Annotated in this window: 12 protein-coding genes; 10 read left to right on the top strand and 2 right to left on the bottom strand. The window is 69.8% G+C overall.

Annotated elements, in window-relative coordinates; genetic code table 11:
• Position 1 precedes the first annotated feature (1 nt).
• From Pka01_RS08345 to Pka01_RS08330, 4 genes are read left to right on the top strand one after another with little or no spacing between them, the layout of a single operon-like run.
• Positions 2-976, top strand: a complete 975-nt coding sequence (locus Pka01_RS08345) for an ABC transporter permease (protein ID WP_203882048.1) — start codon at positions 2-4, stop codon at positions 974-976.
• Positions 973-1,941 carry an ABC transporter permease gene (locus Pka01_RS08340; RefSeq protein ID WP_203882047.1) on the top strand — a complete coding sequence of 323 codons (969 nt, stop codon included), beginning with the start codon at positions 973-975 and terminating at the stop codon, positions 1,939-1,941. Before Pka01_RS08345 ends, Pka01_RS08340 begins: the two co-directional genes overlap by 4 nt.
• A complete protein-coding gene (locus tag Pka01_RS08335) occupies positions 1,938-3,092 on the top strand; it encodes a Gfo/Idh/MocA family protein (protein WP_203882046.1) in 1,155 nt (384 codons plus the stop codon). Before Pka01_RS08340 ends, Pka01_RS08335 begins: the two co-directional genes overlap by 4 nt.
• Positions 3,089-4,006, top strand: coding sequence for a sugar phosphate isomerase/epimerase family protein (locus tag Pka01_RS08330; RefSeq protein ID WP_203882045.1), 918 nt, complete (start codon positions 3,089-3,091; stop codon positions 4,004-4,006). The genes Pka01_RS08335 and Pka01_RS08330 overlap by 4 nt, the downstream gene beginning before the upstream one ends.
• 63 nt (positions 4,007-4,069) lie before the next feature.
• On the opposite strand, the gene Pka01_RS08325 is transcribed toward Pka01_RS08330, so the two are convergent.
• Positions 4,070-5,263 (bottom strand): Gfo/Idh/MocA family protein, encoded by a 1,194-nt coding sequence (locus Pka01_RS08325; RefSeq protein WP_203882044.1) that lies wholly within the window; start codon positions 5,261-5,263, stop codon positions 4,070-4,072.
• Between the two features lie 95 nt (positions 5,264-5,358).
• On the opposite strand from Pka01_RS08325, the gene Pka01_RS08320 reads away from it, so the two are divergent.
• Positions 5,359-6,690 carry an FAD-dependent oxidoreductase gene (locus Pka01_RS08320; RefSeq protein ID WP_275414438.1) on the top strand — a complete coding sequence of 444 codons (1,332 nt, stop codon included), beginning with the start codon at positions 5,359-5,361 and terminating at the stop codon, positions 6,688-6,690.
• A 50-nt stretch (positions 6,691-6,740) separates the two neighbouring features.
• Positions 6,741-7,679, top strand: a complete 939-nt coding sequence (locus tag Pka01_RS08315) for a phosphotriesterase family protein (RefSeq protein ID WP_203882042.1) — start codon at positions 6,741-6,743, stop codon at positions 7,677-7,679.
• 267 nt (positions 7,680-7,946) lie between these two features.
• Here the strand turns inward: Pka01_RS08315 and Pka01_RS08310 are convergent, their stop codons facing one another.
• Positions 7,947-8,780 (bottom strand): helix-turn-helix transcriptional regulator, encoded by an 834-nt coding sequence (locus Pka01_RS08310; protein WP_203882041.1) that lies wholly within the window; start codon positions 8,778-8,780, stop codon positions 7,947-7,949.
• Between the two features lie 118 nt (positions 8,781-8,898).
• Here Pka01_RS08310 and Pka01_RS08305 point away from each other — a divergent pair, with 118 nt between their 5' ends.
• From Pka01_RS08305 to Pka01_RS08290, 4 genes are all read left to right on the top strand, one after another.
• A complete protein-coding gene (locus Pka01_RS08305) occupies positions 8,899-9,969 on the top strand; it encodes an aldo/keto reductase (RefSeq protein ID WP_203882040.1) in 1,071 nt (356 codons plus the stop codon).
• Positions 9,970-10,017: 48 nt separating this feature from the next.
• The gene (locus Pka01_RS08300; RefSeq protein ID WP_239114836.1) at positions 10,018-10,782 is read left to right on the top strand and encodes an SDR family oxidoreductase; all 765 of its coding nucleotides are present in this window, start codon (positions 10,018-10,020) and stop codon (positions 10,780-10,782) included.
• 63 nt (positions 10,783-10,845) lie between these two features.
• On the top strand, positions 10,846-11,868 hold the full coding sequence (locus Pka01_RS08295; RefSeq protein ID WP_203882039.1) for an MDR family NADP-dependent oxidoreductase: 1,023 nt from the start codon (positions 10,846-10,848) through the stop codon (positions 11,866-11,868).
• A gap of 160 nt (positions 11,869-12,028) precedes the next feature.
• Positions 12,029-12,484, top strand: coding sequence for a hypothetical protein (locus tag Pka01_RS08290; protein WP_203882038.1), 456 nt, complete (start codon positions 12,029-12,031; stop codon positions 12,482-12,484).

Raw genomic sequence — 12,484 nt, 5'->3', positions numbered from 1 at the left:
GATGCAGGCCACCACCATGGCGGCGACCGGATCGATGGCGCGCAGGCAGGCATGGACGGGGGCCACTCTGCTCGCCTTCCTGCTGCTGGTGGCGGTCAAGGCGCAGAGCGGCGGCTTCGACTCCTTCGAGATCCAGACCATGGTCACCTCGACGCTCGCCCTGGGCTACCTGACCCTCGCGCAGGGCGTCATCGTGATCGGTGGCGGCATCGACCTGTCGGTGGGCGCCCAGATGGTTCTGTTCAACTGCCTGTCCGCGCGCCTGATGGAGGGCCGGTCGTTCGGCACCTGCCTGTTGATCGCCGCCGGCGCCACGCTCGCCGGGGCCCTGCTCGGCGCGCTCACCGGCCTGGTCATCGCCAGATCAGGGGTGCCCGACATCATCGTCACGCTGGCCACCGGGTTCGTCTGGTCGGGGCTGGCCCTGTTCGTCCTGCCCACACCGGGTGGCGGCACCGCGCTGGAGTTCCAGACGCTGGTGCTCGGCAGCGGAACCGAGTTCTGGCCCCCGCTGGTCGGGCTGGCGGTCCCCGGACTGATCATCTGGTACGTGCTCCGCCGCACCTCGGCGGGGCTCGGCATCTACGCGCTCGGCAGCGACCGTCAGGCGGCGTTCCTGGCCGGGGTGCCCGCGCTGCGCGCGCAGGTCACGGCGTACGCGATCGGCGGACTGCTGTGCGCGCTCGGCGGGCTGGCCGCGACCGCGTTCACAGGTGGCGGCGACCCGCGGGCCACCGCGGGCATGACGGCCACGCTCACGTCCGTGGCGGCGGTGGTGCTCGGGGGAATCGCCCTCACCGGCGGCGTCGGCGGCCTGCTCGGCCCGGTCGTCGCCGTGTGGTCCCTCTACCTGATCCCCGCGATCATGCTGGCCCGCGGCGTCGATCCCGCGTACGGCGAGGCGGTCAAGGGCGTTGTCATCGTGCTCGTCGTGCTCATCGGCGGGCTGCTCAGGAGGAACGGGAGAAAGACATGACCGCCGTCAGGGCGCGCGACTGGCCCAAGGTGGACCGGTCGCTGCTGGTGCTGGTCGGCGTGCTGGCCGCGCTCGTGCTGGCCAACGGCGTGATCGACCAGGGCTTCCTGAGCGCCGCGCAACTGCGCAACACGCTGCTGGTGACGGTTCCGCTGGCGCTGATCGCGGGCGGTCAGACCCTGTGCATGCTCACCGGCGGCATCGACCTGTCCGTGGCCATGACGGCGACCGCCGCGGCGTACGTCACCGGGGTGCGGGCGGCCGACGGCACTGCCCTGGCCATCCTGGAGGGGCTCGCGGTAGGACTGGTGATCGGCCTGGTCAACGGGGTGGCCATCGCGGTGTTCCGGGTCAACGCGCTGATCATGACGCTGGGCATGTCGGCCATTCTCACCGGCCTGCTCACCGTGGGCAGCCAGACCTTCCTCAAGGGCGCCACCCGCATGCCCGAGTTCGTCCGGGAGTTGGGTGGCGGGACCATCGTCGGCCCCATCCCGTGGAATCTGCTGGTCTGGTTGCTCCTCGGCGGCCTGCTGATCTTCGGGCTGCGCCGCACCGGCCTGGGCCGGCTGATCTACGCGATCGGCGGCAACCGCAGGGCGGCCAGGCTGGCCGGCGTCCGGGTCGCCTCGGTCGAGGTCGCGGTCTACGTGGCGTGCGCACTGCTCGCCGCGGTCGCCGGCATCCTCATCGGCGGCCGCGGCGGATCGGTGGACCTGCAGCTCGCCGGCTCCTATCTGCTGCCCTCCGTCGCGGCGGCCGTCATCGGCGGCACCTCGATACTGGGCGGCTCCGGCGGGTACACCGGCACCATCCTCGGCGCGCTGATCCTCAGCGTGCTCGACACCATGCTCAACGTCCTCAACGTCGACGAGGCGGTGAAACAGGTGCTCTACGGAACGATCGTGCTGGTCCTCGCCTGGGTCTACATCCGCACCTCCCGCGCGCGGACGGGGGACAGGTGACGCGGCCGGGTGCGGCCGTGATCGGCGTCGGCTTCATCGGGGAGCTGCACGCCGACGCGTTGCGCCGGGCGGGCGTGCACGTCGCCGGCGTGCTCGGCTCCCGCCCCGAGCGGGCGCGCGAGAAGGCTGCCCGGATGGGGGCGGAACGGGTCTACAACGACCTGCCGGAGCTGCTGGCCGACCCCGACGTCCAGGTCGTCCACGTCACCAGTCCCAACCACGTCCACGCCGAGCAGGCTCTGGCGGCGATCGAGGCGGGTAGGCACGTGGTGTGCGAGAAGCCGCTCGCCCTCGACGCGGCCGACGGGCTGCGCATGCTGCGCGCCGCCGAGGCGGCGGGTGTCGTCCACGCGGTGTGCTTCAACATCCGGTTCTACCCCGTGCTGCACGAGGCGGCCGCCAGGGTGCGCGCGGGCGCGGTCGGCGCGCCACGCCTGATCAGCGGGCACTACCTGCAGGATTGGCTGCTGCGCGCCACCGACTGGAACTGGCGGCTCGACCCCGCCCAGGCCGGATCGCTGCGGGCGGTGGCCGACATCGGCTCCCACTGGCTCGACCTGGCCCGCTTCGTCACGGGGCTCCAGGTGACCGAGGTCCTCGCGGACCTGCACACCTTCGTACGGCGACGGCTGCGCCCCACGGCCCCTGTGGAGACCTTCGCCGCCACACACGAAGGCGAGCGCGAGGCGGTGGAGATGTCCACTGACGACGCGGCCGGGCTTTTGCTGCGGTACGGCGAGGCCGCCCGCGGCGTGCTCACCATCTCTCAGGTGTCGGCCGGCCGTAAGAACACCCTGGGCATCGAGGTCGACGGGGCGGACGCGGCGCTCGCCTGGTCGTCCGAGGCCGCCGAGCAACTCTGGCTCGGCCACCGCGACCGTCCCAACGAGCGGCTCTGGCGCGACCCTGCCCTGCTCGGACCCGACGCAAGACGCGTCGCACACTATCCCGGCGGGCACGCGGAAGGCTTCGCCGAGACCTTCCTCGGCCTGTTCGAGCGGGTCTACGCGGACGTGGCCGCGGGCGGCCCATCGGCCGATCCCGCCTATCCCACCTTCGCTGACGGGTTGGAGGGCCTGTTCGTGGAGGAGGCCATCAGGCGCAGCGACGCGGAAGGCCGATGGGTATCCGTCGAGAGGAGAAAAGAATGAGGCTTGGCCTGCTCACCGCGGCGTTCCCCGGGACTCCGCTCACCGACGTCGCCGACTGGGCCGCCGCGAACGGCTTCGGCATGCTGGAGGTGGCCTGCTGGCCGCGGCATGAGGGGACGGCGCGCCGCTACGCCGGCGTCTCGCACATCGACGTCGCCGGGCTCGGCGACGCCCAGGCCAAGGAGATCGTCGACGACCTGCGCGGCCGGGGCATCGAGATCTCCGGGCTCGGCTACTACCCCAACCCGCTTCACCCCGATCCCGAGCATCGCGCCCACGTCCACGACCACTTGCGGGCGGTCATCCGCGCCGCGTCGCTCATGGCCGTGCCGGTCGTCAACACCTTCATCGGCGCCGACCAGAACAAGAGCGTGCAGGAGAACTTCGCCGAGTTCCGCCGGGTCTGGCCAGAGTTGGTGGCCTTCGCGGACGACCACGGGGTGCGCGTCGCCATCGAGAACTGTCCGATGATCTTCAGCCGCGACGAGTGGCCAGGCGGCCACAACCTGGCCTACGCGCCACAGGTCTGGCGGGACATGTTCGACGCGATCCCCGGCGACACTCTGGGGCTCAACCTCGACCCCTCCCACCTCGTCTGGCAGATGATCGACATCGAGCGGGTGGTACGCGAATTCGGCTCGCGCATCTATCACGTGCACGGAAAGGACCTCGAGATCGACCGCGAGATGCTGTACCAACGGGGCATCCTCTCGGCCGGCATCGGCTGGCAGATCCCCCGGCTGCCCGGCCTCGGCGAGGTGCCGTGGGACCGCTTCGTGGCCGGTCTCTATCGAGCCGGTTACGACTACGTCATGTGCGTCGAGCACGAGGACAGGAACTTCGAGGGCAGCGACGAATTGGTCAAGCGCGGCTTCTTGATCGCCCGCAACACGCTGGCCCCCTTGGTCGGCTGAGATCAATCCCGGAAACCGGCCCGCGGTCGCGACGGCGAACGCGGGCCAGGCCTGCTCCGGCTGTCAAACGATTCGGTCTTCGAACCGGCCAGAGGTCTCGTCCTTGAGGATCAGCTTGCGCCGGCCGTCCGGGAGCACTTCGTCCTTGATGACGGTCAGGCCGTCGAACTCGCGCCGGTCCCGGTCGATGGGTGCCGTCTGGCCGCCTCGCCACTCCAGTTCGATCGGCTCCCACTGGCGGGACTCGGCCGAGCGGTAGCAGGCATCCATGATGGCGTTGACGACGTAGCCGTCGTAGAAGGTCTCGGCGGGTTGCCGGCCCGCGTCCAACGCGTCGAACATGTCGGCGAACATGTCGACATAGCCGAGTTCGGACACCTCGTCACCCACCGGGAACAGCCAGCCGCGCGAGCTTTCCGCCTTCTCCGCGACGTATCCCTCATTGCCTCCGGCGGTGAACATCTCGAAACCGGTGCGCAGGAAGTGGTTGAGCCAGATCGTGCCCTCGGTGCCGGCCACCTCGTCGCGAAGGTCCATGCCGCCGCGGAACGTCCACGACACCTCGAACTGGCCGACCGCCCCGCTCTCGAACTTGATCAGCGCGATCGCGTTGTCCTCGGCCTCGATCGGGTGGACCAGGGTGTCCTTCCAGCACATGACCTCGACGGGGCGGTTCTGCTTGCCGGCGAAGCTCCGGATGATCTCCACACAGTGGCAGCCGAGGTCGACGATCGCGCCGCCACCCGCCTTGGCGGCGTCCCAGAACCACGCGCTGTGCGGGCCGGGGTGTGTCTCCCGCGAGCGCACCCAGAGCACGTCGCCGACCGCTCCCGCCCGCACCGACTCCAGGGCCTTGAGCGTCTTGGGCGTGTAGCAGAGGTCCTCCAGATAACCGGCGAACACGCCCGCGTCCTCGACCGCACGCAGGATGCGCCGCGCCTCCTCGGCCGTCCTGGCCAGCGGCTTGGTGCACAACACGGCCTTGCCCGCCGCGGCGGCCAGCGTGATCGCCTCCTCGTGCATGTCGTTGGGCAGCCCGACCACGACGGTGTCCGTCGCGGGGTGCTCCACGGCCTCCTTCAGGCTGGTGGTCCAGTGCGGGATGTCCCAGCGCCCGGCGAAGGCCGCGCCTCGCTCCTCGGATCTGGAGTAGGCCACCTCGACCCGATCGAGGCCGCGGCGGCCCTGCAACGTCATCGTGTAGAAGTCGCCGATCAGTCCGGTGCCCAGCATGGAGATGCGATGAGGCTGCGCCATGGCCGTCCTTCCGATGCACGTTGTCTAAGTATTTTGAAAAGGTAGTCTAGACATCTCGAATTCGAAAGATGCGTTTTGTCGCGAGGAGGCCTGGTTTGTGGGGTTCTCTTGACGGGGGAGCGCCGTCCCTCGGCTCGTACGACGTGGTGGTCGTCGGCTCCGGGTCGGCGGGCTCCTGCGCGGCGATCGCCGCCGCCCGCCACGGCGCCCGCGTCCTGTTGCTGGAGAAGCTGCCGTTCCTCGGTGGCACCAGCACGGCCGTGCTCGACACCTTCTACGGCTTCTACACACCCGGTGAGCGCGCGCTGAAGGTCGTCGGCGGCATCGCTGACGACGTGGTCGGCGGGTTGCGCGGGCTCGGCGCCGTCGTGGAGCGCCCCAACACCTACGGCGCCGGGACGGGCGTCACCTATCTCGCGGAGCACCTGAAGGTCGTGTGGGAGCGGCTGGTGACGGAGGCGGGGGCCGACGTGCTGCTGCACGCGTTCGTCCAGGACGTACTCGTACGCGACGGCAGGGTCGAGGCGCTGCTCGTCGCCACCAAGGGCGGGCTGCGCCAGGTCGGTGCGACCGCCGTCGTGGACGCCTCGGGCGACGCCGACGTCTGCCACTTCGGCGGCTTCGGCTACGAGCGGGCCGGCGACGTCGCCCCCGCTCAGACGCTCACCACCACCTTCCGCATGGCGAACGTCGATCTCGGCGCCCGGCGCAGGATCCGGAAGGAGGACCTGCACCGGCTGATGGAGGAGGCCGCGGGCGACGGCTACGGGCTGCCCAGGCGGGAGGGCAGCGACCACATCACCCCGGTTCCCGGGGTTGTGGCCACCGTGATGACCCGCCTCGACTCGGTCAAGGACGGCGCCGACGTCACCGAACCCGCCTTCCTCACAGAGGCGGAGATCGCCGGGCGCCGGCAGGCCCTGGAGTACGCCAGGTTCCTCATCGACCGCGTTCCCGGGTACGGCGATGCCGCCCTGTGCGCACTCGGCACCCAGATCGGCGTCAGGGAGACCCGGCGGGTCCACGGCGACTACCGGGTCACCCGCGAGGACGTGCTCGAGGCCCGGCAGTTCGACGACCAGATCGCGCTGTGCGGGGCACCCATCGAGGACCACCACTCCGGCACCGGAACGAACTGGGCCTACCTTCCGGAGGGGACCGCGGTGGGCGTCCCGTTGCGCGCCCTCGTCGTCAGGGACGCGGCCAACATGCTCGTGGCCGGCCGCTGCTTCTCCGCCACCCACGACGCGCACGCGAGCATCCGCTCCATGGCCCAGTGCATGGCGATGGGCCAGGCCGCGGGCACGGTGGCCGCGCTCGCCGTACCAGGTGGGGGAGACGTGCGTGCCGTGCCGTACCGGCGAGTCCGTGACGTCCTGCACGCCGACGGGGCGATCCTCGAGGTGGGTGCGGAGGCGGTGAGGTGAGCGGTGGAACAGTTGGGCGCGGCAGCCCGCAAGAGCGCGTGGTGCGGTGTGTGCTCGGGGACGTTCCGGCAGACCGGCTCGGGGTGGTCTACGCGCACGAGCATCTCGTGCTGGACAGCCCCCTGATCGCCGCCGCCTTCCCGCACATCCTGCTCGACGACGTGGACGCGGCGGTGGCCGAGGTCGGCGCGTGCTCCGCGGCGGGGGTGGGCACGATGGTCGACGCGATGCCGTGCGCGGCCGGCCGGGACGCCGTACGGCTCGCGACCATCAGCGAGAAGACCGGGGTGCACGTGATGGCCGCCACCGGCCTGCACCACGTCCGCTACTACGGCGGGGCGCACTGGAGCGGCCGGGTGGACCCAGGCGAGCTGGCCGCGTTGTTCGCCGCCGACGTGCGCGACGGTATCGACGCCTTCGACTACACCGGCCCGTTCGTGCGCCGCACGCCGCACCGGGCCGGGATCGTCAAGGTCGCCACCGGTGAGCGGCCCACAGCCCGCGATCGCCTCGTGCTCGAGGCCGCGGCGCTCGCGCACCTCGACACCGGTGCCCCCGTGCTCACGCATTGCGAGCAGGGACGCGGCGGACTCGCCCAGGTCGAGACGCTGACCGCACGCGGCGTGCCGGCGGAGGCGATCCTGCTGTCGCACGTGGACAAGGTCGTCGACCGTGCTTACCACCGGGAGCTCGCGAGCACCGGCGCCTACCTGGAGTACGACCAGGGCCTTCGCCGGCCGGAGGACACCGCACGGTTGGTCGCGTGGATGCTGGAGGACGGCAACGGAGACAGGATCGTCCTGGGCACCGACGGAGCACGGCGCGATCTCTGGCACAGCCTCGGCGGCGGCCCGGGGTTGGCCTGGCTCGCCACCGGTTTCCGCGCCCTGCTGAGGGAGCGGGGCGTGGACGAGGCGGATCTGCGGCGGCTCCAGGTCGCCAACCCGGCCCGTGCTCTGGCCCTGCGTCGTTCGGCGTCGGTGTTGTAGCGTATGTCGTCTTTGTAATTTCGACCGGCTGAAGCGCGCTCATCAGTCCATGGACGCGGCGGCGTTGCGACGACATCGACTGGGCCTCCCTCGGTCACGCGTACGGTTCAGCGGCGGACGTGCCGCAGACGTTGCGGGACACCGTCGGCCAGGACGAGGAGCCGGCCGGGGAGGCCACCGAGCATCTGTTCGGCAACATCTACCACCAGGGGAAACCAGCGCCTCCGAATCGGGCGTCAGGCCCACACCGGAGGCGTGTCAGCATTATCACCGTGTGTGCAGCCGGTCCATTGCTGCTCGGCTGTCGTCGTCCGCGGCGCGGCAGATCATCAGTCGCTGGTCGGGGTCTTGAAGTGGCATGAGTACTTCGAAGTGGACTGCGATTTCTCCGGCGTCGGGATGCCGTATCACCTTGTGTCCGCGGCCGTTGATTTTGACGTCGCGCTGGGCCCACAAGCGTGCGAACTGCTCGTTGTGAGTGATGCACCGGGAGATGAGTTCGTTCAGAACCTGGTCCTCCGGATATGCGGCCCACGCGGCGCGCAGGTAGGCGATTCCCTCCCGCACGACGCGTTCGCGGTCGACGTAGTACTCGCGTGTTTCCGGATGGATCAGACACAGCCACATCGAGTTGCGCTGCTGGGGCGGCAGGGTGTCGAAATCGATGAGCAGCCTCCCCATTTCGGGATTCCAGGCCAGGATGTCGTAGCGGTGGTTCAGCACCATGGCCGGCAGCGGGGACAGGTCGGTGACCAGCCGGGCCAGCGGCGGTGCCGCCGTGGTGGGGGGCTTGGCGGTGGTGCGGGGGCGTTGCCGGGTGAGGTCGTAGAGGTAGGTGCGTTCGTCGGGGGCCAGGCGCAGGGCGCGGGCCAGCGCTTCGACCACGTCGGCTGAGGGCCGCAGCGGGCGGGCCTGTTCCAGCCGCACAAGGTAGTCGATGCTGATCCCGGCCAGTTCGGCGACCTCTTCGCGGCGCAGTCCGGGGGTCCGCCGGGCCTGCCGGCGCACGGGCAGGCCGACGTCACGCGGGTCGAGGCGCTCGCGTCGGGTGCGCAGGAACGCGGCCAGTTCCTGGGCGGGGTCCACGGTGCGAGTCGTCATGCCCTGTCCAACAGGCTGGGTAGGAGCGGTGTTCCCAGGAAGCGTCTTCCCTTACCTCCTGGCTGCTGGCGGTCGCAGGCTGGTGGCCGACGTTGGATCACGAGCACAGGAGAACACGATGTCGCTGACCCTCGACACCTACCGGCTGCTGGGCCGCTCGGGGCTGCGGGTCTCACCGCTGGCTCTGGGCGCGGCGACCTTCGGCACCGAGTGGGGCTGGGGAGCCGAGCGCGAGGAGGCGCGCAAGCTGTTCGACCGCTACACCGAGCTCGGCGGCAACTTCTTCGACACCGCCAGCACCTACACCAACGGCAGTTCCGAGCGGCTGCTGGGCGAGTTCACCCGCACCAACCGCGACGGACTGGTGCTGGCGACGAAGTACTCGACGCTGCGCCAGCCCGGTGACCCCAATTCCGGGGGTACGCACCGCAAGAGCATGCTGGCGTCGGTGGAATCCAGTCTGCGGCAGCTGAACACGGACTACATCGATCTGCTCTATCTGAACGTATGGGACTTCAGGACGCCGGTGGAGGAGATCCTGCGCGGCCTGGACGACCTGGTGAGGCAGGGCAAGGTTCTGTACGTGGCGATCTCCAGCGCTCCGGCCTGGCAGGTGTCGCGCATGCAGACGATCGCCGACCTGCGCGGCTGGTCGCCGCTGGTCGCACTGGAGATCGAGTACAGCCTGATCGAGCGTACCGGGGAGCGTGACCTGATCCCCATGGCACGCGAGATGGGACTGGGCGTAGTCTCCTTCTCCCCGCTGGGCGGCGGGGTACTCACCGGCAAGTACAGCCGGGAGGACCTGAACCCGACGGGCCCCGTTGCCGGCGAGACCGCCAGCACCCGCAAGAGCCTCAACGCCGCCCTGGGAATGGTCACCGAACGTACCCTTGCCATCGCTGATGTGGTGAAGGAGGTGGCCTCGGAGCTGGGCCACACACCCGCCCAGGTCGCACTGGCCTGGACCCTGAACGCCCCAGGCGTGACGGCACCCATCATCGGCGCCCGCACTATCGCGCAGCTGGAAGACAACCTGGGCGCCCTGCAGGTCGACCTCACTCCTTCTCAGCTGGCCCGCCTCGGCGAGGTCAGCGCCATCGACCTCGGCATTCCGCACGGCCTGCTCGCCAGCGACCACATCCGCACGGTCACAACAGGCGACATGAAGGTCGAAACCCGCAGCTGATTCACGTCATGAACGGCAACATCCAGACATATCACCACGTTTTTGACGATGGAACGGAGCAACCTCGGCATGGGTAAGTACAGCGACAAGAATGTGGTGATCACGGGTGGCAGCAGCGGCATGGGGCTCGCGGTAGCGGAGCTGCTGGCGCAAGGCGGAGCCCGCGTGGTGATTACCGGCCGTTCTCAGGCCACGCTCGACGCGGCGCGGAAGCGGCTCGGTGAGAATGCCGTGGCCGTCCGGGGCGATGTGGCCTCACTGTCCGACCTGGATACGCTCGCCGGCCGTGTGAAGAGCGAGCTCGGCTCGATCGAGGCTCTGTTCGTCAACGCCGGCATCGCACCCCTCACGCCCCTTGAGTCGACGACCGAGGAGGTGTACGACGAACTGTTCGCGATCAACGTCAAGGGCGCCTTCTTCACTGTGCAGAAGCTCGCCCCGCTGCTGAGCACGAACGCCGGTGTCGTCCTCACCACCTCGATCGCGAACGTCATCGGCATGGTGGACACCAGCGTCTATGCGGCCGGCAAAGCGGCGCTGCGCTCAATGGCCCGCACCTTCTCCGGCGAGCTGCTTCCGCGACGAATTCGTGTCAATGCGATCAGCCCGGGTCCCATCGACTCGGGGATTCTGGAAACGATGATGTCCAAAGAGGCCGCCGACCAGTTCAGGGCGGAGCGGATCGCGAGTAACCCCATGGAGCGTTACGGCACCGTCGAAGAGTTCGCCAAGGCGGCGGCATTCCTCGCCTTCGACGCCACGTACACCACCGGTATCGAGCTGGCCGTGGACGGCGGCGAAACCCAGCTCTGAGCTCGCCCTGCCGCTCCTGCCATGGGCTCAGGCCCGGCCACGACCGACCGAGAGACTTCCATCATGACTGTCCAGGGACCATACGCCGTCGTCCTGCGCGAGCATCGCAGGGATCTGGCTCAGCCGCCCAGCTCACTGCTCGAGGTGGTCACGCTCCCTCCGCAGGACCTGGCCGCCGGCCAGGTCCGGGTGCGGAACCTGTACCAGCAGGTGATCGCGGCGAGCGGCGACCTGATGTTCGAGACCACTCAGATCCCGGTGCCCGCCTTCCGGGTCGGCGAGCCGATCTACGGCACCGCGATCGGCACGGTCGTCGAGTCACACGCCGACGGCCTGCCGGTGGGAACCGTCGTGCTGCACATGTCGGGCTGGCGCGAGGAGAGCATCCTGGGGCCGGGCGAGGCGTTCCCCGTGCCCGACAGCGTCTTCCCCGGTCCCGAGTACCTGCTCAACCAGGGCGTGCCCGCCTACCACGGCATCGTCGACATCGCCGCCGTCGGCGACGGTGACGTCGTCCTCGTCAGCGGAGCCGCCGGCGGCGTCGGGTCGATGGCCGCGCAGATCGCCAAGGCACGTGGCGCCGCGTACGTCATCGGCATTGCCGGCGGGCCCGAGAAAACCCGCTACCTCGTCGAAGAGCTCGGCCTCGATGCCGCCATCGACTATCGCAACGACGACCTCGACGACCGGCTCACCGAGCTCGCCCCCGACGGGATCACCGCCTTCTTCGACACCATCGGCGGCTCCCAGTTCGAAGCAGCACTCCGGCACACGGCGTTCGGCGCCCGCTTCGCGCTGTGCGGCACCCTCGCCGGGCAGGTCAGCGGCGGCGACGGCGGGCACCCCCGCTTCGACATCATGACCGCGCTGGTCCACGAGGTGCAGATCCGCCCCTTCACCACCAGGCACACCCCCGACCAGGTCCAGGCCTGGAACACCCACTATGCCCAGTGGTACGACGAAGGCCGGATCAGGTTCGCGCACACCCTTCTCGAAGGCACCCTCCAGCGCGTCATCACCGCGCAGGACGAGCTCCTCGCCGGCGTACACCGCGGCAACGTCATCGTGAGGCTCACCGACGCATAGGCGAGATTCACGATGACGCGGCGGCGCTGGTCCCGCCGCAGTCTCAGCTCCCCCGCCCCGGCGGCAGTCCCGACGTGGGCGGGCCGGGTGCCAACGCTCAGGTCCCACGTGATCGCACCCCCCGCGCATCGGCCCCGGACTGAAGATGGGTGAAGACCCGGTGCCAGTGCCGTCCTGCTGCCATCGGCGGAACACGTCGTGGATCCGGCCCAACGGCCCGTACGCGACTGAGCTAGCGTCGGATCGGGAGCTGGTGGCCAAGCTGGTCGACCAGGCCCGCGCCGAAGGTGACCTGCACGAGGGCAACCTGCTCGCCGGGCCCAATGGGCTGCAGCTCATCGACTGGGGACTCGCCTGCCGTGGTGCGGCCTGGGTGGAGCCCGCCCTCCTGATCCCACGCCTGATCCTCGAAGGCCACACCCCCGCGCAGGCCGAAGCACTCGTGGCTCAGATACCGGCATGGAAGGCCGCGCCGCCGGAGGCCGTCACCGGGCCGGCCGCGGTATGGAGCCTGTTCCGCGAGTTCGTCGCCCGCTACGGCCCCGAGCCGATCAGGACCTCACGGGCGCGTGCGGCAGCTGCAGGCCGCGCTTGGGTCGAGCACCGTTTGAGCTAG

Origin of the sequence: Planotetraspora kaengkrachanensis (assembly GCF_016862895.1) — a bacterium.
Taxonomy (GTDB): domain Bacteria; phylum Actinomycetota; class Actinomycetes; order Streptosporangiales; family Streptosporangiaceae; genus Planotetraspora; species Planotetraspora kaengkrachanensis.
Note: the sequence above shows the minus strand (reverse complement) of the source record. Positions and strands in the feature narration are given on the sequence as shown.